The sequence below is a fragment of the Lysinibacillus antri genome (assembly GCF_003977595.1).
GTDB classification, from domain to species: Bacteria; Bacillota; Bacilli; order Bacillales_A; family Planococcaceae; genus Ureibacillus; species Ureibacillus antri.
The window spans coordinates 13,442-36,366 of record NZ_RYYR01000020.1; the positions used below are offsets into that span (position 1 = coordinate 13,442).

The 22,925-nt window shown below is 36.3% G+C and carries 19 protein-coding genes; 16 read left to right on the top strand and 3 right to left on the bottom strand.

Features of this window, described 5'->3' with window-relative positions; translation table 11 throughout:
- Positions 1 to 279 precede the first annotated feature (279 nt).
- Entirely contained in the window at positions 280 to 1,785 is a 1,506-nt protein-coding gene (locus EK386_RS13840; protein WP_126659772.1) for a serine hydrolase, read from the top strand.
- 18 nt (positions 1,786 to 1,803) lie between these two features.
- Here EK386_RS13840 and EK386_RS13845 read toward each other — a convergent pair whose 3' ends face one another.
- The gene (locus tag EK386_RS13845; RefSeq protein ID WP_126659773.1) at positions 1,804 to 2,619 is read right to left on the bottom strand and encodes a CPBP family intramembrane glutamic endopeptidase; all 816 of its coding nucleotides are present in this window, start codon (positions 2,617 to 2,619) and stop codon (positions 1,804 to 1,806) included.
- 283 nt (positions 2,620 to 2,902) lie between these two features.
- Here EK386_RS13845 and EK386_RS13850 point away from each other — a divergent pair, with 283 nt between their 5' ends.
- From EK386_RS13850 to EK386_RS13860, 3 genes are read left to right on the top strand one after another with little or no spacing between them, the layout of a single operon-like run.
- A complete protein-coding gene (locus EK386_RS13850; protein ID WP_158674431.1) occupies positions 2,903 to 3,988 on the top strand; it encodes a sensor histidine kinase in 1,086 nt (361 codons plus the stop codon).
- Positions 3,981 to 4,643, top strand: a complete 663-nt coding sequence (locus tag EK386_RS13855) for a response regulator transcription factor (protein ID WP_126659775.1) — start codon at positions 3,981 to 3,983, stop codon at positions 4,641 to 4,643. The genes EK386_RS13850 and EK386_RS13855 overlap by 8 nt, the downstream gene beginning before the upstream one ends.
- A 14-nt stretch (positions 4,644 to 4,657) precedes the next feature.
- Entirely contained in the window at positions 4,658 to 5,092 is a 435-nt protein-coding gene (locus EK386_RS13860) for a DinB family protein (protein WP_126659776.1), read from the top strand.
- 170 nt (positions 5,093 to 5,262) lie between these two features.
- Here EK386_RS13860 and EK386_RS13865 read toward each other — a convergent pair whose 3' ends face one another.
- Together EK386_RS13865 and pssA are read right to left on the bottom strand one after the other, a co-directional pair.
- The gene (locus EK386_RS13865) at positions 5,263 to 5,775 is read right to left on the bottom strand and encodes a DUF2062 domain-containing protein (RefSeq protein WP_126659777.1); all 513 of its coding nucleotides are present in this window, start codon (positions 5,773 to 5,775) and stop codon (positions 5,263 to 5,265) included.
- A 69-nt stretch (positions 5,776 to 5,844) separates the two neighbouring features.
- Entirely contained in the window at positions 5,845 to 6,531 is a 687-nt protein-coding gene (pssA, locus tag EK386_RS13870) for a CDP-diacylglycerol--serine O-phosphatidyltransferase (protein ID WP_126659778.1), read from the bottom strand.
- A 278-nt stretch (positions 6,532 to 6,809) separates the two neighbouring features.
- Here pssA and EK386_RS13875 point away from each other — a divergent pair, with 278 nt between their 5' ends.
- The 12 genes from EK386_RS13875 to glsA all read left to right on the top strand — a co-directional run bounded on the left by EK386_RS13875 (position 6,810) and on the right by glsA (position 22,850).
- Positions 6,810 to 8,105: an MFS transporter gene (locus tag EK386_RS13875; RefSeq protein WP_439331237.1), complete on the top strand. Its 1,296-nt coding sequence runs from the start codon at positions 6,810 to 6,812 to the stop codon at positions 8,103 to 8,105.
- 234 nt (positions 8,106 to 8,339) lie between these two features.
- Positions 8,340 to 10,832, top strand: coding sequence for a hypothetical protein (locus tag EK386_RS13880; protein ID WP_126659780.1), 2,493 nt, complete (start codon positions 8,340 to 8,342; stop codon positions 10,830 to 10,832).
- Positions 10,833 to 11,010: 178 nt separating this feature from the next.
- Positions 11,011 to 11,904, top strand: a complete 894-nt coding sequence (locus tag EK386_RS13885; RefSeq protein WP_126659781.1) for a sulfurtransferase — start codon at positions 11,011 to 11,013, stop codon at positions 11,902 to 11,904.
- Between the two features lie 383 nt (positions 11,905 to 12,287).
- Positions 12,288 to 13,148 (top strand): MurR/RpiR family transcriptional regulator, encoded by an 861-nt coding sequence (locus EK386_RS13890; protein ID WP_126659782.1) that lies wholly within the window; start codon positions 12,288 to 12,290, stop codon positions 13,146 to 13,148.
- Positions 13,149 to 13,153: 5 nt separating this feature from the next.
- Complete coding sequence (locus EK386_RS13895; RefSeq protein WP_126659783.1) at positions 13,154 to 14,284, top strand: M20 peptidase aminoacylase family protein; 1,131 nt, start codon at positions 13,154 to 13,156, stop codon at positions 14,282 to 14,284.
- Between the two features lie 2 nt (positions 14,285 to 14,286).
- Positions 14,287 to 15,096: a GNAT family N-acetyltransferase gene (locus EK386_RS13900; protein WP_126659784.1), complete on the top strand. Its 810-nt coding sequence runs from the start codon at positions 14,287 to 14,289 to the stop codon at positions 15,094 to 15,096.
- A gap of 1 nt (position 15,097) precedes the next feature.
- Positions 15,098 to 16,204 carry an o-succinylbenzoate synthase gene (gene menC, locus EK386_RS13905; RefSeq protein WP_126659785.1) on the top strand — a complete coding sequence of 369 codons (1,107 nt, stop codon included), beginning with the start codon at positions 15,098 to 15,100 and terminating at the stop codon, positions 16,202 to 16,204.
- Between the two features lie 104 nt (positions 16,205 to 16,308).
- Positions 16,309 to 17,367, top strand: a complete 1,059-nt coding sequence (locus EK386_RS13910; protein WP_126659786.1) for a YkvI family membrane protein — start codon at positions 16,309 to 16,311, stop codon at positions 17,365 to 17,367.
- A gap of 292 nt (positions 17,368 to 17,659) precedes the next feature.
- Positions 17,660 to 18,967, top strand: coding sequence for a hypothetical protein (locus EK386_RS13915; protein WP_126659787.1), 1,308 nt, complete (start codon positions 17,660 to 17,662; stop codon positions 18,965 to 18,967).
- A gap of 227 nt (positions 18,968 to 19,194) precedes the next feature.
- Positions 19,195 to 20,424 carry an MFS transporter gene (locus EK386_RS13920; RefSeq protein WP_126659788.1) on the top strand — a complete coding sequence of 410 codons (1,230 nt, stop codon included), beginning with the start codon at positions 19,195 to 19,197 and terminating at the stop codon, positions 20,422 to 20,424.
- Positions 20,421 to 21,827 (top strand): M20 family metallopeptidase, encoded by a 1,407-nt coding sequence (locus tag EK386_RS13925; protein WP_126659789.1) that lies wholly within the window; start codon positions 20,421 to 20,423, stop codon positions 21,825 to 21,827. The genes EK386_RS13920 and EK386_RS13925 overlap by 4 nt, the downstream gene beginning before the upstream one ends.
- 93 nt (positions 21,828 to 21,920) lie before the next feature.
- Positions 21,921 to 22,850 carry a glutaminase A gene (gene glsA, locus EK386_RS13930; protein ID WP_246027675.1) on the top strand — a complete coding sequence of 310 codons (930 nt, stop codon included), beginning with the start codon at positions 21,921 to 21,923 and terminating at the stop codon, positions 22,848 to 22,850.
- Positions 22,851 to 22,925 lie beyond the last annotated feature (75 nt).

Here is a 22,925-nt window from a genome sequence, read left to right on the forward strand (position 1 = left end):
CATCCGCAGATGACATTAAAAGAAATTACCTGAAGGAGCATATTATTATAAAAGCCTCAGTATTGCATACAGAAGGGAGAATAGAGAGAATGAGCATGATAAAAAGCATGAAATTCTAAAATGAAAATTTTCCGCTTGTATTTTATTGAAAATAAACACTCTACATATTTTCCTTAAAGTGACTTCTCATTATCCGGAAGGCACTTTTTTTTATGACTTTTTTCATCTAATTTTGGTAAGAAACGAAGCCAAAAATTCATGTGAAAGAGGCGATCAAAGATGAATGAAGTTGTTGGAAATAGGCAGATATGGTGGAGAAGATTTGTGTTCCTTTTAACGATCGTACTTTGTATTAGTTCATTGACTAGTCAAGTTTCGGCTAATACGGATGAAGTGTCGAAGGAAACACTCAAAAAAGTAAAGACTTATGTAGAAGAGCAATTTGAACGAGCTGGAATTGTTGGTGGTTCCTATGCAATTGTCGCAAACAATGAAGTGATTGATGCGAGCGGAATCGGTTACAGTGATTTGAAAGGGGAAAAAGAGGCAACTGCCCAAACGATCTATGCAATTGCATCGGTTACCAAGGCGTTTACTGCAACTGCGATTTTAACATTGCATGAACAAGGGAAATTAAATCTACAGGATCCGGTACAAAACTATTTACCTTGGTTTACTTATAAGGATCAGGAAAAGTCAAAAGAAGTAACGATCGAACATTTATTAACCCATTCAGCAGGTGTCGATCGATTTAAAGCAGACGGAGCAATTTTTGAAGATGAAAAGAATAATCGAAATTCATTGGAAAACTCAATAAGAGCATTAAGTACAGTTGAAATGACTTCAAACCCCGGTGAGAAGGGCGAATACTGTAATTCTTGTTATAACATACTTGGTTTAATTATTGAAAACGTAACGGGTATGAGCTATTACGATTATATGAGAACGAATGTATTTCAAGTGTTAGGTTTGGAGAATATGGCTTTTGGTCAAGATCTTAAGCCGTCTCAAGACATTGCTAAAGAGTATAGTTGGTTCTTTGGTTTTCGAAATACGAGATTAATAAATTATGAAACATTTGGAGTTAGTCAGGATCCAGAAGGTGGTATTTATACGAATAGCTTAGACCTCGCAAAATATGTAGCAGCCACTTTAGGTCCATCGCCTTTATTAAGTGAGAACACTTTAGAAATGTCTTATGAAGGTGTGGTTCCAACCGAGCATAAGGGTTGGGAGTATACAATTGGAGGATTTGAAGTGAGTAATTCTGATCAAACAATCCTTTACAAAGGCGGAGATGGTATTGGATCGTCTAGTGCGATTATGATGCTTCCAGAAGAGAACATAGGTGTTGTGCTGATAATTGGTGAGTCTAATTCAGAATCAAAACAAGAAATCGCGATGGGGATGATTCAAATTCTTCTCGGGCATGAGCCGTTAGAATCCGAATATGCACCGCCACTATTTAAGATAGTAGGTTTAGCAATTTTATTTATCCTCATCGTAAGTTTCATTGTCTTAGCCTTTTCAGTGAGATCCATAAGGAAAAGAAGATCAATCAAATATCGCTGGTTGCGGATTTTCTATAGTTTCATATGTTTCATTCTTATCGTTTTAATTGGATTTTTATTGCTAAAGGTAAGGCCAACTCAAATCGGTTTTTACGGGTATCCATATGATCTTGCCATTGGTTTAATTAGTATGGAATTTATGTTATTACTAATTTTTATGTGTAACTGTTATGTTAGCACCTTTAGTAAAAAAACAAAGCCTCCAATTATATAATTGGAAGCTTTTTTATACTTATGATAAGACTTTCGTATTGTGAACAATCATGGATGGCTCTTTTTTTTCATAAAATATCGTTGTTAATAAGATGGTGATTATCATATATAAACCAATAAATAGCAAATTAAACAATCCCAAATCCCCGTCAAATTTTAATATAGCAATATCACTACTTCCAACAAGATGAGATGTGGAAAAATTAAAAATTAAATGAGCGAATGTACAAGGAAGTAAAGAACCGCTTTTTAAATAAACATTGAGCATTACACAGCTCATTATCATTAATAATACAATGCTTATTGGATCCAAACCTTTAAAAATATGAAAGACCATGAAAATTAAACTCGTTATTACATACAATTTCTTCATTGAAAGAAAGCTTAAATTGGCTACAAAATATCCTCTAAATAATATTTCCTCATAAAAAGCGGCAACAAACCATGCAACAAATACCATTATAATAGAAAGATAAAAACTTACCTCTGAGAATGCCTCACTATTCCAATGCGCGGATACGATCTCTAAACTTGATGCAAGCACACCCATAATCAAAACAAGTAAAATGGTGCTTGCAATCGATACAAACGAGAACAATAAATCTTTTCTTTTAAATTGGAAGCCTAGTGAGCGAATTTGTTTGCGATCCACTAATTTATAAAAAAGTAAGGTAGCCAGAGCTGGGATACCGCTTACGACAATACCGGCTAAGGCAAACATTTTAAGATCCGGAGTTGTAATGTACTTAAATAAACCTAGTGGGAAAAGCAATAAATAATTTAGCATAAAATTAATCACACAAATGCTGACAATGCGCATTAATCCAATTTTCATTTTACATCCATCCTTTATTCATTTGGTAGTTCTCAGTTTATAGGTGAAAAGTCAGAGGAGTAAGTGTCGTATGGATAAAGGGAAGTCATATTTTAAATGTATTTTTTTCCAAAAGTCACTTTATCATATGACTATTTTTGTGTAGATTGAAGATAGATTAGTTGAAAGAAGTGAAAACATGCAGGTCGCTTTAGATAAGAGAACTTGGAATTGGTTGGACACGTTTCTATTTTTCATGCGTACGTTATGGATTTACTATAATGCGAGTTGGGTTATAGAGAACATGGATGATTATCAGAGTAAATGGTTAATTTTTCTTTGGTTTATGATCATTTATTTGATTCCCCTGCTATTTTATCGCCCGGGATATATAAAACTTGTAAGCTTCTTTATTGTCGAAGCTGTTCTAACAGGTAGTATGTTTTTTTACATGATGAAGCAATTTCAAATTATTGGAGCTTATGATTTCTTATATTTGCCTCTTATTATGATCGCCTATGTTTGCCAAGTTCGTCCATATTTATGGATTGGTATGGTCACTAGTGTCTTTATTTTCCTTACTGGTACATGGTTAGGAAATCAATTCACAGAAAACTTTTTACAAATAATGATTAATACTTCTCTTTTTTATATGATGGGGTTCTGCTTAGGTAGGGTAACGGTCATAAATAATAAAAATAAAGAGTTGATTGAATCGATTCAAGAAAAAAATAAAGCATTAGAACAATATTCCAAGCGAATAGAAGAGCTGACGATTATGGAAGAGCGAAATCGGGTTTCCCAGGATCTTCATGATACAGTGGGCCATATTTTTACTTCCGTCATTACAAGTTTAGATGCGCTGCCGTTTGTTATGAAAGTAGATCAAGAAGAAGCGGAGAATAGCATTAAGGAAATTGTCAATCTTGCTCGCAATGGGTTAGGAGATGTCCGAAAAACAATTCATCAAATATCACCGTCTGAAAATCGCGTGCCCTTATCCCAATCTTTTTACCAAGTGATTGGGGAATTCATGAAACATACCCGAATAAATGTCGATTTTGAAATTGAGGGAACTGAAAGAGAAATAGGAGAGCGGATTAAATTCACGTTCATTCGCTGTTTGCAAGAAGGGTTAACGAACGCAATCAATCATGGGAGGGCAACACAAATTTTGGTGACCATAACCTTTGAGGAGGAGTCCCTTCTATTACAAATAAAAGATAATGGAATCGGCATGGATTCTCTAAATTTAGGGTTCGGTTTACAAGGAATGAAGGACCGAATTACAGCGTTAAATGGTACGGTGGTCATTGAATCAGAAAGGAATAAAGGGACAGAACTACGATGTTCAATCCCTCTAGCAAAGGAAGTAGTGTGTAATGATTAATGCAATGATCGTAGAAGATCAAGAATTAATAAGAAAAAGTTTGAAAATCGTTTTGGAAAGCATTTCGGATATTCGAATTATTGGAATGGCGGCAAATGGAGAAGAAGCCATTCAACTATGTGAATGGGACAATCCTGACATTGTGTTAATGGATATTCAAATGCCAGTAATGGACGGAGTAAAAGCAACAGAAGTAATAAAAAGTCAAATGCCGCATATAAAGGTCATTATCTTAACAACTTTCCAAGATATTACACACGTCATGAATGCTTTGAATGCAGGTGCAGAAGGGTATATTTTAAAAGCAGTGGATCCTCAGTTTTTAGTTGATGGAATTAAAATGGTTTATCATGGCGGGTCATTAATTCCACAAGAGCTAGCAAAAGAAGTGTTCCAGTCAATCCACCATAGTCAGGTAAAAGATACAATAGAGCATACCTCAAATGAAAATGCCTATGATTTAAATCAACAGGAATTAAAAGTTTTAAAATTTTTAGCACAAGGTCTTTCCAATAAGGCGATTTCCGAGAGAATGTTTTTATCTTTAGGTACTGTCAAAAACTATATTTCTAATATTTATTCCAAATTAAACGTAAAAAATCGTTCTTCAGCGATTACGAAAGCAATTGAGGAAAGTATTATTAAGGATAAATAGTGGGGGAAATTCAATTGAAAACGATTCAAAAGATGTATGATCATTTACATTGGGCAAATCAGCGTATTCTTGAAGCATTAGAAAGTAGTAAAGATGAGGAGGTCATTCGTTTATTTTCTCATATATTATTTGCCGAAAAAGTATGGCTGACGCGATTACAAGGAGTGGATAGTTCACATTTGCCTATTTGGTCAGATATCGGTTTAGAAGGCTGTGCGGAACTTGTGAAACAGAATGAAGAGGGTTTAACAACATTTCTTAAGGAAGCAAATCTGGATAAAATAATATGTTACAAAAATAGTAAGGGCACACAGTTTGAGAATTCCGTACGTGATGTTTTAACCCATGTAGCCTTACATGGACAATATCATCGAGGACAAATTAACTCACGACTTCGAGCAAGTGGAAGTGAACCGGTGAATGTTGATTTTATTACATTTGTGAGATAGTTGCTTTCATAAACGCTTAGAACCAGATGGACATTTGTAGGAAGTGGTTTGGAGTCGAGCATGGAAAATTGAATAAGTTGAAATTGTGTAAAATATGAACCTTCCAATCAAAGTTCGAGATGGAAGGTTCATATTTTATATATGTAATTATCGAGTATGGGTATTGTTGGCTATTCTCTAAGGGAAATCTTATTGGAATATTTTCGGCTACTAATTTTATTTAAAATCTGCAAGTTATACTTTTTAAATAGGAAATACATAATAAAGTAACTTAAGAGGGAGGAGATCAGGATATTGATCGCTGCTCCCGTTAGAAATAAGAAGCCACTAGAATGAAAGCCATCCACTACTCCTTCAACGGTATGTTGAATTGCATCTATGTATACAACTTCTTCAGGTTCATCGATTTTAGTATGTCGATTTAATAGAAAGCTTCCCACCTGATAATTTAATATGAACAGCAGTGGCCAAATCAGTGTTCCAATAATCCCACCTATAAAGGCTGCAACTGTGTTCGCTTTCACTAGTTTAGCTAGACCCACTGACAGGAGAGGGCCTACCCCAAATGTAGGCAGCCAGTTTGGTATTAGCCCTATCGAAAGACCCAATGCTACTTGATGTGGGCTTGATTTCAATCGAAATAGGCGAATTAGATAATATTTTATTTTACGTTTTAGTTTCATCCGTTCCCCCCCTTTACTCTACAACTTAAAATATGCTACGTGTTTTAATGGAAATGGGTTTTAATTCTACTATCGATTTTTTATCTTTTTTAGTAATTGATAGCATAAGTAGAAGATATAAGTTGGTACTGCAAAATAAAGTAGATAAGGAAACTTTCCATAAGTTCCTTTATAAATAACGAATAATAAACAACCAAAAAAGATCGTAACAATTGTGCCGTACTTCGGTAATGGCACTTCTTTTAAGCTAGGAATTCGAAGCTTACTAACCATTAAAAAGCAAAGCGCTGTAAAGATTACGGCGATCACAATATTAGGAATGTGATAATTAAATAATGTAAGTACTGCTAAAATTCCACCTGCTGCCGTAATGGGTACACCAACAAAATAATTTATAGATGTTTTATTCGAGCTTATATTAAATCTTGCCAATCGAAATGCCCCGAACAATGGGAATAGTCCAGCAATCGCCATGCCGAGTAATCCAAATTGATAAAAATAAGTATAATAAATTAGAAAAGATGGAGCGACGCCGAATGTAACAATGTCTGCTAATGAATCTAGTTCTTTTCCTAAAGTACTATCAGCGTTTAAAATTCTAGCTAATCTTCCGTCCATACTGTCTAGCATCATCCCAATGATAATTAAAATCGCGGCATTTTTAAAATGACCATTTGCAGCAAATCCAATGGAAAGAAAACCGCAATACAGATTACCTAAAGTTATTAGATTCGGGATACTTTTCTTAAAGCGCAAATTCGATCACCTACTATTTATATTTATGAGTATCAAACAGATTGTATTTCATTTTCTATTTGATGGATATTTAGGACTATTGAGTGTTTGATTTTATCACTTAACTCATCTTGTGTCGAGATAAACAAGAAAATAGCATATTGTTTGCATTTGACATTTAGCAATTAAAATAGCATAGATCTAAAAGTCACAACCTATATCATTTCTAGAAATTCATGTTATGATAATTCAAATCTAGTTGGAAAATTTAAGTTTTTTCTAGAAAGGTAGAGTAGATTATGGTGCAAAAAAATCGTGAAGAAGTGCTGGATGTCGAAACGACTTCGGTACAAAGCGATATTCTTTCTTCAGAAAAACAGAAAGCGTTATATAAGCGGACGTTATTCGTTGTGAGTGTTTCGCAAATTTTTGGTGGTGCGGGACTAGCAGCGGGTGTTACAGTGGGGGCACTGATTGCTCAACAAATGCTTGGGACGGATGCTTATGCGGGCGTTCCTACAGCTTTATTTACGTTAGGGTCAGCAGGGGCAGCATTAATGGTTGGGCGACTTTCGCAAAGGTTTGGTCGCCGAATCGGACTAACAACAGGTTTTCTAATCGGTGGGCTTGGCGCAATAGGTGTGATCATGGCCGCCATCGTAAATAGTATTTTCTTATTATTTCTATCCCTACTTATTTATGGTGCAGGAACAGCCACAAATTTACAAGCTCGTTATGCAGGGACGGACTTAGCGAATAGTAAACAGCGCGCAACAGCGATTAGTACTACAATGGTCTTTACAACATTTGGTGCCGTTGCAGGTCCTAATTTAGTGAATGTGATGGGGAATTTTGCTCTTTCTATCGGTGTTCCATCACTCGCAGGCCCATTCATTTTAGCCGCAACCGCATATATTTTAGCAGGTGTTGTTCTTTTCATCATGCTTCGTCCAGATCCGTTGGTGATCGCTAGAATGATCGAGGCAACGAACCCACAGACTAGTAGTAACGTAGATTTGCCAACAACTGAAAAAATACAAAACAAAAGAGGCGTAATCGTTGGGGCTACGATTATGGTTCTTACTCAGATTGTTATGGTAGCCATTATGACCATGACACCTGTTCATATGAGACATCACGGGCATGACTTGGGCGCAATAGGTCTAGTCATTGGGTTTCATATAGGTGCTATGTATCTTCCTTCCTTAGTGACAGGCATCCTTGTTGATAAGTTAGGGCGTACCGCGATGGCGATTGCTTCTGGAACGACATTGCTTCTAGCAGGTTTAACCGCCGCATTTGCATCAGGCGATTCGATGGTGTTTCTAGTAATTGCGCTTTCTTTACTAGGATTAGGGTGGAATTTTGGGTTGATCAGTGGGACAGCGCTTATTGTGGATTCAACGGACATTTCTACACGAGCGAAAACTCAAGGAACTGTAGATGTTTTGATTGCATTGTCGGGGGCTGCTGGTGGCGTATTATCTGGAATGGTTGTAGCAGGGTCAAGCTATTTAACGTTATCATTAATTGGCGGGCTTTTATCCTTATTCCTCATTCCAGTTATGTTATGGTCGCGTGGAGGTAAAAAATAAGCATCTATCAATTGAACGAAGCGATTACAGAAGTTCAGTGGAAACTGAAAATCTGTGATCGCTCTTTTTATGACTTTCTTTGGGAATCTTTTCTCAATCTTCCTCCATAAAATCTACAACAAACATCCATAAAATTACATAGTATACCCCATGAATTTGTTATGATTACAATACGGAAGATTTCTGTATCTTTCAGAAGTTGTAAGTTTGCTATATAAAAGGGGAGAGAGTTTAATGACAACAGTACAAATGAAAGCACATTATCCAACAAATAATGAAAGGGGTTTCACAAAGCCAGATATTTTATTTTTTGCGAATATTCATTTTTCCTTGGAGCATTTATTAAAGGAGCTTCCGCAAGAGGCGATTTTATTATTTCATTCGCTTATTGAACAATTTGAGGAAAGGGACCCTAACTTTTTTGAAACATTAAATGATCGTAAAAAATGGGAAACTGCACTCAAAAAGTATTCGCATCTTAAGTTGAAACCATCACAGTTTACGAAAGTTTTTGACGAGGTTTGTACATTTTTTTCAAAGAAAAGCAGTAATCACTTTATCTATGAAATAGCAGATTATTTTAGAATAGCAACATATGAAACGGAAGGTAAAGCGAGTTGGTTTTCATTTGATAATTATGACGGCGAATCCATTCCATTTACGTCAGAACGGATTGATAGTAACGATGGCATTCAATTTCATGATGTAAATGGAGAGAAAAAGAGCATTTCTCCTCATGTATTAATGGTCATTCGTTTACTTGATGATGAAGCAATGAAGCGTTTAGAAATATTTAAAATAAAAGCGAAATTGGATGAAACGATTCCTGAGCATATTCAACTATTACTGGCGACATGTTTAGATGATGAGAGAACGAATGCATTTATGAAAGTGTTGACGAATCCTCTTGCTACTTCTATACAGGCGGTCATTTCGTATTATAAATTATTCCGATTTTTAGAAGATGCGTACACGAGTGAGCAGGATGAAGAGATTGAATATAACATATCGACCTACTATGCTCAATTAAGACAACAATTTTATCGCATCGTATCGAGCAATTATTTATTATATGTTTCGAGTAAACGTGAACGCGATGAAAAATCAGCAGCATCCAACAAAGCGAAATTAGAGGAAACAGTTGAGAAGTTAGAGAAGCAAAAAGAACTCAATAAAGAACTAAAAAAGCAACAAGCAGAGTTGAAAAAACAGCAAAAAGAGATAAAAGCGCCACCAAAGCAAATTATGGAGCAACTAAGCAATCCTGAACTAGAACAATTGACAGAAAATCTTAAAAGCCTTCATTTAAGATATAAACGGTTAGAGCAAGAAAAATCACGTGATGAGTCTAGACTGGATCAAGAAATTAAGAAATTAAAACAAGACAATAGCACGCTACAGAAAAAATTGCAGCCACTATTAAAGATTACAGAGCAACCTAAAATTGAAACGATTCCACAGTGGTTGGAGCTAGGTCGAGAGCTTATTCAAAATATAAACGAAGTAGAAGAACAGCAAATTCGTGAATTTTTTGAGTTTTTCCTCATAGTTTGTGAAGAACAAAAAGCACTAAGACCAAAGCAAGAGCTCGCTAGTAATTTATTTGGTTATGTTTCTGTTTCAAAGGAAGGTCATTATATCCATTTAGGAGATGGCAAGGAGGAACGGATTTCTGGTATTCCAGTGCACATTTATTTGGCGGATGGGCAATTTGTTCAAGTAACATCCGATTTTCAATATGTGCAAGATTATCCGGATTTTTTAGATGGTTCATTACACGGACAAGCTTTCAATTTTAGTGTAGTTAAAATGAAAGATGACCTGCCGTATGTTTATAGTAATGGGACACTGAAGGCGATTACGCATGAGCCGTCTATTCAGCTACGTGATGGACAAATTGTATCGTTTAATAGTGAGAACGAGCTCATTCGTTTTTATAAGAAGCAACGACTGCAGTTAGATTTATTCGAGGAGTCGATAAAGTTAAAAAAGCATGAGCCGTATTTTGTGCAGAAGGTGTTGCCGACGGGGGCAGTCGTAACGAACGCTTTTACGAAAGAGGAAAGCTTTATAACCTTTAGTAATGCAGAAGAGTTGCAGGATGGGCAATTGATTACGACGATTGATCACAATATCATTCGCACTTTTTCTGGAGCATTTTATAAATTATCCAGTTTCTATGGTCGTTCCGAACTAGTATCGGTTTGTGAAAATGATGATGTATGTTTTGGTAAAAAGCTTAGCCGGGAAATTGTGATCATCAAAAATATTCCGTCACACGTGACAATTTCAGTTGGTGATACAATACGAATTGATGAGTGGCACAACTATTTAGAACTAGTAAAATCAGAAGTAATCGAGGAAGAAACGTTAGAGAAACGACTTTCTAGACGGTCTGCTTCGACAAATAAGGAAACGATTACACCTGTAGCACACCCAGAAATCAAAAGTTCGGGTTTAATTGTAGGAAATCCTGCATTTTTTGAAAACTACGGGCAGCAGTTTAATCAGTATGGTTATGACATTGAGGGAATGGATGGATATGAAAGCTTTAGTCGAATTAAGCATGCAGCAAAAGATAAAGACTTTATCGTAGTTTGTACAGGCTTTATATCACATGACAATATGTATGCAATTAAAGATACTTTTCCGTCCAATCAAGTCATTTATACAGAACGCGACGGTGCTACACAAATTGCCCTTAAATTAAAAAGTTCGAATTTCTAAAATCTTATAACTAAACTACAACGAAATTTCATTTGAGGAAATGAATCAAATGAGTTACACGTTGGCAAGCTTGGCCAAATAATGGATGATTATTAAAACCATATCTTTTGCAAAAAAGTATGAATATGCTACCATCTAAACCATAGCAATTCAGAATGATTTAAGAGAGGTTAAATGGATGACACATATTCCACTTATTGTTGATGGGGATTGGTTAGAGGCACGTCTTGGGGATAAAAATTTACGCCTTATTGATGCAACGACGTTTTTAAAAATTCCAGAGGGTGAAGGGTTTCCGGAGCTTTGGTCTGGATTTGAAGCATACAAGGAGGAGCATATTCCAGGCGCAGCTTATGCAGACCTTTTAAAAGATTTCACAGACCCAAATGGCAAAGCACCCTTTACCATTGCTACACGCGAGCAATTTTTAAAAGCGGTTGAATCACTTGGAATAACAGAGGATACGTATGTCGTAATTTACGATCGTGGTCCGCTTGTGAATGTAGATATTTTAGCATCGGATTGGTCAGCGCGGTTACGTTGGCAGTTAAAATATGAAGGCTTTGACAATGTTGCCGTATTAGACGGCGGCTTCCGTAAGTGGAAACTGGATGGGCGTCCAACAGAGTCTGGGGTTTCTGAATATTCGCCTGCTCCATTCCCAGGTCAGCGTCGCGAACATTTAATCGTTTCAAAAGAAGATGTGAAAGCGGCATTAGGTAAGGAAGACATTATATTAATTAATAGTCTGTCAGAGGCTGATTTCCGCGGCGAAACGACAACGTACCCACGCCCTGGTCATATTCCAGGGAGTAAGCATGCCTTTTTCGGCTCACACTCAAATCCTGAAACACGATTACTTTTCGATGATGAAACGCTCCGTGCAACTTTCGAAAAGTTAGGTGCTTTAGATCCGAACAAAAAGGTCATTACCTATTGTGGTGGCGGGATTGCAGCAACGTGGAATGCCCTTTTATTAAACAAACTTGGACAAGAAAATGTGGCGGTATATGATGGCTCTATGAATGAATGGGCCAGTGACGAAAGCTGTCCATTAGTAACCCTAGTGTAATGAATAGCTGTAGGGGGACATCCGAAAAGTCATTTTTGGATGTCTCTTTCTTTTTAAAAGATTTTACACATCTCAAGAGTATGGTTTACCTGAGTGAAAATAGCTAATTATTTGACGTTATTATTGGAAAAGTAGAAATTTATGTTAATTTCCTATCAATATTTCATTTGATCTTTTTATGAACAAAAATGCTAGCTTAGTATTGCTTTTTTATCTTTTAAAATGCTTTCATCCTTAATTGATATTAAATTGAAAAAAGTGAATACAAGGAAATTTCAGAAAATTTGTTGCGCGCACTTTTTATAAATGTTAAATTACTAAATATATTTATGAAGTCTAAACTTCAAATGAATAAAAAATAAAGTGGGGGCTTCTTAAACTGTATGGGAACGATTAAAGAACGAGTTGAACAACATTATAATTCGATCACGAAGTCTCAGCAAAAGGTGGCGAACTTTGTATTAAATAATCCAACTTATGTAGGCGTTCATTCGGCTGCAGAAGTAGGAAAGCTCGCCGGTACAAGTGAGACGACTGTTATTCGTTTTTGCTATGCGATTGGATTAAATGGTTATGCCCAGTTACAAAAGGAACTAACAATGTATTTATTTGAGCACAACACGAATAGTACATTAGGCAATTATGTTTCATCAAAAGAAGAGCTTTTTAAGGAAAAACAGCTTTGTGAAAAAGTGATGGGGCAAACTAGTAATCAAATTGTCAGAATTGCTGAAAAAATTGATCCTAACCAATTTCATGAAACAACGAAAAAATTTCATGAAGCAAAAAGCATCTATTTAATTGGAGAAGGGGCATCAAGTTTTGCAGCGCAATGGTTTCAGTTTACATTAAATATGCTTCGTCCCAATGTGAAGCTAGTTCAAACAGAAACGGGCATGCTGATTCGCACACTACAAGAAGTAGACGAAACATCTATTGTGATTGTTATTTCATTGCATCGCTATTATAAAGAACCGATTCAAATCGCTGAAGAATTTGTAAAGCGCGGTGTTTATACAGTTGCGATTACCGATTCAAATGTCGCACCAATTCATGCATTTGCAAATGAAGCCTTTATATTACAGCAACCTGAATTATCGACAATTGATATGATGCCTGCACTAATTGCATTTTTAAATACACTTGTCGTTGGGATTATGTCTCATGATGTGGAGTACTATAATCAGCAACGTGTAAAATATGATGATTTCCAAAATAGTTTTATTGCAAATCGATGGAGTTGATTGAAATGGCAGAACAACAATTAACAGAGCGTATGCAACAGGTGTTTACGTATTTACATACAAATCCAGAAATAAGCTGGGAAGAGATAAATACCACGGCCTACTTAGAAAATTTTCTTAAGGAACAAGGATTGACGCCCCATACATTCGAGGATATGACAGGTCTTTACGTTGATATTGGTCAAGGGGTGCCTAAAGTTGGATTCCGTACAGATATCGATGCATTATGGCAAGAAGTCGATGGAGAGTTTAAAGCAAATCACTCCTGTGGACATGATGGACATATGACCATGGCAATTGGTGTTGCACTACTATTAAACGAACAGAAGGATTCATTGCCAGGTGCTGTTCGCCTAATTTTTCAGCCAGCTGAAGAGAAAGCTGGAGGGGCAATGGCCATTGCCGAAAAAGGTGTAGTCGATTCATTACAATATTTATTTGGTGTGCATGTTCGTCCACTTGTTGAACTCCCGGATGGTGCACATTCACCAGCACTCTATCACGGCGCGGCAAAGCTCTATACAGGTACGATTACCGGAGTAGATGCGCATGGTGCAAGACCTGAGCAAGGAATTAATGCGATTGAGGTTGCGGCTGCTTTAGTTGATGCGCTAAAACGTATTTGGATTAGTCCAACAGAGTCCGGTTCAATTAAAATGACACAGCTTCAAGCAGGTGGTACATCGACGAATATTATTCCAGGTTCTGCCACTTTTAGTATTGATACTCGTGCACAAACGAACGCAACAATGGACGCCTTAACGTTAGGGTTTGAGAGGGCAGTTGAAGCGGTCAGCACATTATACGGTGCAACGATTACAGCAAATGTTGATGTTCATATTGTAGCTGCTCAAGTTGATGATGATGCAAAAGCCATAATGAAGCAGGCAATTATTGAAACGATTGGTGAAGAACATTGTGCTGCAGATGTGATTACACCTGGTGGAGAGGACTTTCATTTTTATTCCTATGCCAACCCACACTTAAAAACGACAATGCTTGGTCTTGGATGTGGCGTAACACCAGGGCTTCATCATCCACAAATGACATTTAACCGACAACAATTACCTGTCGGGGCACAGATTATTACAAAAGCGCTCCTTATTGCATTACAGCACGTAGAAAGAAGAGATTAAGCATGATAGAAATCAAAGAATTAACAACATTAGAAGAAATGGAGCAGGTACAACAACTTGAAAAGCATGTTTGGGGTATCGATCCAATTCCTGTCCATCAAACGTTAACGGCAGTAAAAAATGGTGGAATTATGGTTGGAGCCTATGATGGGAATAAGCTTGTTGGGTTTAGTTATGGTTTTGCAGGATACAAAAACGGCAAAGCATATTTATGTTCACATATGCTTGGGATTGATGAAACATATCGTTCAAAGCAAATAGGCGAACAGCTAAAACACGCGCAACGCACCATTGCTATTAAGAAGGGTTATGATGTCATGCAGTGGACATATGACCCACTTGAAACACGTAACGGTTATTTAAATCTCACAAAGCTGAACGGCATTTGTCATACATATATTGAAAATTGCTATGGGGAAATGCAAGACGGTTTTAATAAAGGCTTACCATCAGATCGTTTTGAAGTTCATTGGTATTTAAAGAGCGAGTACGTGGAAAAGCAAATTGATCCGATCATTGAAAATCCACAACCACTTGGAGAGCTCATCTTTGACGAAGCTGGTTTACCACTATTAAAAATTGCGTCACTTGAAAGTCTAACAGCAAAAGTCTATTCACTACCTGTTCCTTTAGATTTTCAAAGTTTAAAAGCAACAAGTCAAGAACATGCAATGCAGTGGCGAATGGAATCGCGTAAAGTATTCGAATCCGTATTTGCAGCAGGCTATACCGCAGTCCGAATTCAAAAGAACGAGCAATGGAATAACTATATTTTTGTAAAAAAAGATTCATTGGCACTTGGAGGGAACTAACATGAAAATCACTGAAATCACAATTCGTCACTTACAAATGAAATTAAAAGCACCGTTCACAACAAGTTTCGGTACATTTACAAATAAAGATTTTTTACTTTTAGAAGCAAAAGATGAAGACGGGACAATTGGTTGGGGAGAATCCGTAGCCTTTCACTCACCTTGGTATAATGAAGAAACTTTAAAAACGAACTGGCACATGCTTGAGGATTTTTTAATTCCACTTATTTTAAATAAAGAAATCGCTCATCCAGATGAGGTCAATGAAATTTTCGAGCCAATTCGCAAAAACAATATGGCGAAATCAACAATTGAAGGTGCTGTTTGGGACATTTACGCACAGCAAACAAATCAATCGTTAGCATCTGCACTTGGCGGTAAAAAAGACAAGATTGAAGTGGGAATTAGTATTGGTATTCAAAAAAGCATTAATGATTTAGTAGCCTTAGTTGATGAGTATGTAAAAGAAGGATACAAACGAATTAAAGTGAAAATTAAGCCAGGTTGGGATATCGATGTGATGCGTACATTACGTGAAAAATTCCCGGATGTTGCAATTATGGCAGATGCAAACTCAGCATATCGACTTAGCGATGCTGAATTGTTAAAACAATTAGATGAATTCGGGTTAACAATGGTTGAACAGCCTTTAGCGTCGGATGACATTATTGATCATGCGTCATTACAAAAACAAATGACAACACCGATTTGCTTAGATGAAAGTATTCATTCGCTTGAGGATGCGCGTAAAGCAGTAGAGCTTGGTGCAACGAAAATTATTAACATTAAAATTGGTCGAGTTGGCGGTCTAACGGAGGCAAAGAAAATTCATGACTACTGTGAGTCGAAGGGGATTCCAGTTTGGTGTGGGGGTATGCTAGAGTCTGGTATTGGCCGCGCACATAACGTAGCGTTAACAACACTATCAAACTTTATTTTACCAGGGGATACAGCAAGCTCGAATCGTTATTGGGAAAAAGATATTATCGAGCCAGAAGTAGTAGCGGAAAATGGCTACATTCAAGTTCCACAGACGGCAGGAATCGGCTACAAAGTAAACATAGAAACAGTTGAATCTTATACAGTTGACAAAAAAACATATAAATAATGTCCGTTCCTTAAGCATCGAATTGATGATGCTTAAGGAATTATTAAAACTATATATTTCAGAATTTTTAAACACTTTAATAAAAAATAATAGCAGGTGAATATATGAAGAAAAGTTTACAAATTGGTGGTGCATTTGTCGGTCTAATTGTCGGTGCTGGCTTTGCTTCTGGTCAAGAAATCATGCAGTATTTTACAAGCTTTGGTCTTATGGGGCTAATTGGGGGGATCATTGCAACGATTGCCTTTGCATTTTTAGGGATGACGTTAGCGCAACTTGGTTCAAAATTACAAACAACATCACATAAAGGGGTTATTTACTATATTGGCGGTCGTTATATTGGGATAGTACTAGACTTCCTAATTACCTTCTTCCTATTCGGAGTAGCCGTAGTTATGTTCGCAGGTGCTGGCTCTACATTTGATCAAATGTTTGGCATTGATCCGATGATTGGTAGTATTATCATGGTCGTATTAACAATCGCAACACTTCTATTAAATGTGAAAAATATTATGAATTTAATAGCGATCATTACACCCTATTTAATGGTTGTTATTTTCGTTATCTTAACCTACTCATTATTTACGATGGATATTTCTTTCTCAGAGGCGAATGCAATTGCCAAAGATCAAGCAAGTGCTGCTTCAAACTGGTTCATGGGTGCATTACTTTATGTATCGTATAATCTTGCAGCAGGAGCAGCCCTATTAATCGTAATGGGCGGTACGGAAAAAGATCGCAAAGTAGCCGGTGTTGGTGGTATTTTAGGTGGAGTCATGTTAGGGGTATTAATCATTTTAATCAACTTAACGATGTTTGTGAAAATGGACGTTGTTGCTGGTGTAGATATGCCTACACTAGAGTTAGCAAAACAAATCCATCCAGCAGTTGGGGTGTTAATGGCGATTGCATTGCTTGGGATGATGTATAATACAGCGGTAGGGATGTTCTATGCCTTTACGGTTCGCTTCGTAGCACCAGATCAAAAAGTATTTAAGCCAACAATTATTGTAGTAGGCTTAGTAGGATTTGTCGCAAGCTTAGTTGGTTTTACGACATTAGTTGGAAAAGTGTATTCAACAATGGGCTACCTAGGTTTTGCCTTAATTATTGCTGTAGTGATTGCGTGGATTCGTAAAGATAAAAGAGAAGCAGCTTCATAGTTTTATAGGCATGAGGCATTCAGAATGGTGAACAATCTGAATGCCTTTTAACTATGTTAGGGTTGTTAAAATTTTATATTTGAAGAACGTCAAAATCCTTAATGTGATGAGATTTTGGCGTTTTTTGATGAAAGTTTGTTACATGAGGGGTTAACCAATAGCCTTCAATCTCTCTTAATGCGATACTAATAAAAAATGCATTTTATAGACGTATATAATGTAGAAGAAATAATGAACAGTTTCAGATCTTGTGAGACAATAGGAAGAGTGAATAGAAGAAGGTGAAGCAATAATGTTTAAAGTTGGAATTGTCGGTCCAAAGCGTTCTGTTGAAAGAATAATCCATTATGTTCATCAAATTGAGAACGACTTTACTTTTATTGGATACCCTTATAACACTGCCAACGAAACAATTGATATTATAGAAAAATGCCATGAAGAAGTGGATTTTTGGTTGTTTTCAGGGAATATTCCCTACACGATTGCCCAACAATCAAAGCATTTTTCAACTGAACGGATGCAGTTTATTAATATAACTATTAATTCCTTCTATAGAGGCATATTAGAACTGAATTATCAAATTGGTAAATTTGCTAAAAATGTAAGCGTCGATACATTAGATAATTTGGAACAAGATTATCAATTGCGAATAGAACAGTTAAAAGTTCTTTTGGATAATTTGTATATGAAACGTTTCAATCCTGAAACGCCACTTGAGGAAATTATTAGCCACCACCTAGAACTTTGGGAGAAGGGGAAAATTGATTGTGTCATTACGACCTATCCGGCAATTGAACAAAAGTTAAAAGAAAAGGGCATTCCTGTATATTGGATTGGCCCGATGGAGCAGGAGATTTTCCATACATTAAAGCTGTTTAGTGAAAGGATTCGTACCTTTTATTATAAAGAAACCCAAACGACCGCTCTAATTATACAGGTGAGAAACTTTGAATCCATTAAAAATGACTATGCACAAGGATATAAGATTCACTTTTTACAGTTAAATTTAAAGAAAATTGTCTTGCAAATTTGTGAAAATATAGATGGTTATTTTATTGATGAAGGTAATGGACGATTTATCGTCTTTAGTTCCCGTGGTATCGTAGAACGGAATATTAATACAATTTATGAAATGATTAATCGTTTAGAAGTTGAAACCAATCAACCTGCACTAGTGGGAATTGGACATGCAACGACTGTTTACTATGCAGAAAACTTTGCGAGCAGAGCACTACTTGAAGCAATGGAAAAAGATATTAAAGGTATCATTATCATGGGAGAAGATGGAACAATTACAGAACATCATCAAAATTCAGAAAAAATTACCTATACTAGTAGAATTGAAAATATGGAGGTTGTGAAAAAGTTAGAAAACACCTCGGTTAGCCCTAAAATGTTTAGTAAAATAGAGGCAAAAATAAACGAATTAAAATTAGAAAGTTTCAGTGCTAAAACATTAGCGAAGGAGATGGAAATGTCAGATCGGAATGCACAACGTATACTATCAGAGTTGTCATCTGTGGGTCTTGTAGAGCAATGTGGTATTGAAAATCGCAATACTCGAGGTCGTTCTACGAAGTTATATAAACTAAGTAACTAGTAAATGAATATGTATCTATTTTAGCTTGTGGAAAGAGTCAAATTTGACTTTTTCTGCAAGCTTTTTTAGTTGGATTAGGGTAATTAAAAATGAATTGCTATGGATAACTTATCCATAGAAGTACAGATAATTCAAACTACATTAAAAAAATTTCTTGTAATTCAAAAAAAATAGAAATATAATTTATGAATAATTAACGAAAATTTCGCTAAAAGGGGAGATGTTTTATGACGGGGGTAATTTTAGAGAAAAAAATGAGAAAAGTTTTAGTTGTGTTACTGTTTTTAGGTTGGGCAGTAGGAAATCTTGATCGTTATTTAATGAATTATGCGGTTGTATATATCGGAAAAGATTTATCTTTGTCTGCTACGGAGACCGGTTTAGTATTAAGTTCGTTTTTCCTTGGATATGCATTAATGCAATTACCGGGTGGAATATTGGCAGACCGATTTGGTGCTAAACGCGTATTATTAATTGCGGTAATTGTATGGTCTATTTTTACTGGACTAACTGCGGTTGCATGGACTTTAAGTATATTACTTGTTATTCGTTTCTTATTTGGTATTGGAGAAGGTGGATTTCAACCTTCTGCATCCAAAATAATTTCAACATATTATCCAGAAAATGAACGTAGTAAGGTCATGTCCATTATGCTTTCATCTGGTGGGATTATGTCGATGTTAGTGCCAATTATTTCTGCTGTTTTATTAGTGACAATTGGTTGGCGTGCAATTTTTATTATTGCAGGGATTATTGGAGTGATCATTGTTCTTTTATATTGGAAGGTTATACCGAAAGATAATGGTGTGAAAGAAGAAAAGCATGTTTCTAATGATGCTCCAAAGGTAAAACAAATTTTAGGGAAACTGTTTAAAATGCCACTTATGTGGAGCCTTGTAGTTGCTTATTTTACAATTTACGCAGTTAACTGGGGTTTAAACTCTTGGATACCGACATATCTATCGGATGTTCGTAATCTCGATTTAATGTCTATCGGTGGATTACAAATGATTCCAGGAATTATTATGATTTTGGCCATGCTTATTAGTGGTTACGTAATTGATAGAGTTGATTTGAAAATTTCTAAAATCATTGGTGCTTTTTTCGCACTGTTATTAGCGGTATTTTTATTACTTATGTTTAACGCTACCTCAATCACATTATTTATTACTTATCAATGTATCGTGATGTTTTTAATGACTTTCGTAATTTTGTTACTTCCTTCATTTGTATTAAAGAAAATACCTTCAGAATATGCAGGTACAGCAATGGGTATGGCAAATACTGGTGGTCAGCTAGCAGGCTTTGTAACACCAACATTAATTGGATTGATGGTTGATGCATTTGATGGATCTTATAATGCTGCTGTTTGGATGCTTGTGATTATTTCAATTGTTTGCGTCATTAGTATTTTATCCATTGTAGAGAAGAAACAAGATGTAGGAGGTACAGCATGAGTTTATCTAACAAAGAATTTAATGTATCTGCACTTATAGATGAAAAGAAACATTTATTTACTTCTATGAGTGATAAGATTTGGGAAAATCCTGAACTGCATTTTGAAGAAAAATATGCGGTATCTCTTATGGAAGAAGCGCTTTTAGAACAAGGATTTCATGTAGAGAAAAATGTAGCAAATTTAGAAACGGCGATTATGGGTAGCTTCGGGAATAGTCCTACAGTAATTGCGTTTTTAGGAGAGTATGATGCTCTACCATTTTTAAGTCAAGAGGGTGGGAAGACAGAATTCTCCCCGATTGAAGAAGGTGGAAGTGGACATGGGTGTGGACATAATCTTCTTGGTGTAGGTGCTTTTGCGGCAGCAGTAGCAGCAAAGGCTTATGTAGAAGAAACAAATGCTCCTTTTACAATTCGTTTTTATGGTTGTCCAGCTGAGGAAAATGGTTCAGGAAAAGCGCATATGACGAAGCATGGTGTTTTTGATGATGTAGATTTGGCGATTTCGTGGCACCCAAATTATATGAATACGACGATGAATATGAGAACTTTAGCAAATTATTCAGCTGTATTTAAGTTTACTGGAAAAAGTGCACATGCCGCTGCATCACCGCATCTAGGGCGTAGTGCATTAGATGCGGTAGAGTTAATGAATGTGGGCGTGAATTATTTACGTGAACATATTATTCAAGAGGCTCGTGTTCATTATGCGGTTTTACATACGGGTGGTACCTCGCCAAATGTTGTTCAGCCATATGCAGAAGTAATGTATTTAATACGTGCACCTAAGAAGAAAGAAGTACTTGATATATATAAGCGGATTCAAAAGATTGCGCAAGGTGCCGCATTAATGACAGAGACAACAGTTGAAGAGTCTTTTGAAGGAACGGCATCTGATTTAATTCCAAATAGTACGCTGGCAAATGTAATGCAAGCACAACTTGAAGCCACAAAACCGCTTCAATTTAATGAGCAGGAGCTTGAATTTGCTGAAAAGATTTTTGAAACGTTAGATGAGGAAAGTAAAGCATCTGCTTATGTCAATTTGTCACTAGAGCAAAAAAATATATTAGGGGACAAGCGATTAAGTAACCTTGTGTTACCAATGTCGCCTGAAATGATGCTATATGGCTCAACGGATGTTGGCGATGTAAGTTGGGTTACACCAACTGTACAATGTTTTACAGCTGGCTTAGTTTTAGGAACACCCCTTCATACGTGGCAAGTTGTTGCAGTTGGAAATACGTCGATTGCCCATAAAGGAATGCTCTATGCAGCGGAGATTATGGCAAAAACTGCAATTCACTGTATGAACAATCCAGAAGTTATTGAAGAAGCAAAACTGGAACTAAATACACGTTTAAATGGTGAGCAGTATATCTCATTAATTCCAACAGAATAGCGTGAGGTAGGAGATGTTCCAATAAGGGACATCTCCTTTTATAAATTATAGGTCTAGCTACACATTATTAAAAGATACATCGAGGTGAATAGGATGATTCAATCCATTATTGAAGAAGCAAGAGCTGTTTCGCAGGAGGGACATTTAGCTTCCTATATTCCAGCGTTAGCTAACCAACCAAAAGATCAATTTGCTGCTTACATTATAGATGAACAGGGTGAAGTATTAAAATTTGGCGATTATAATTTTTTGTTTACACTACAAAGCATTTCAAAAGTAATGAGCTTCATGGTTGCAGCAGAATATTTAGGGCTTCACAAAGTACTTGAAAAGGTGGACGTTGAACCTACAGGTGATCCGTTTAATTCAATTGTTCGTTTAGAGGTAGCGGAAAGAGGAAAACCATTTAATCCAATGATTAACGCTGGAGCAATTACTGTTGCTTCATTACTACCTGGGAATAGTGTAGACATGCGTGTTCAATCGGTTACGGATTTTTTATCACAAATTACAGGACGCAAACACTTTATAAATCAGGAAGTATATCAATCAGAATTTGAAACAGCCTATCGAAATCGAGCCATTGCTAATTATTTAAAAGCTAACAATTATTTAAACGGAACTGTTGAAGAGGCCGTGGAAACGTATCTCCAGTTGTGCGCAATCGAATTTTCAACAGAGGATTTGGCGAAATTCGGGTTATTTTTAGCTAGTGATGGACGAAAAGCTAGTAATAATAAACCATTAATATCACGAAAAACAGCACATGTTTCGAAGGCATTAATGATGACGTGTGGTTTGTACAATGCCTCTGGAAAATATGCGGCAACAGTGGGATTTCCCATGAAAAGTGGCGTATCAGGTGGAGTTTTATGTACGATACAAAACGGTCAAATCGAACGCTTGAAAGGGCGAATGGGGATTGGCGTATTTAGCCCAATGATCGATGATGTGGGGAATAGTGTAGCTGGTATGCATTTTCTACAGAGTTTATCAGAGCATTATCAATTAAGTGTTTTTTAAATTATATAGTCATGAGAAACTAATGAATCCTTTTTGCACAAATTTTAAAGAAGCCTTGTTTAAATGTACAGGGCT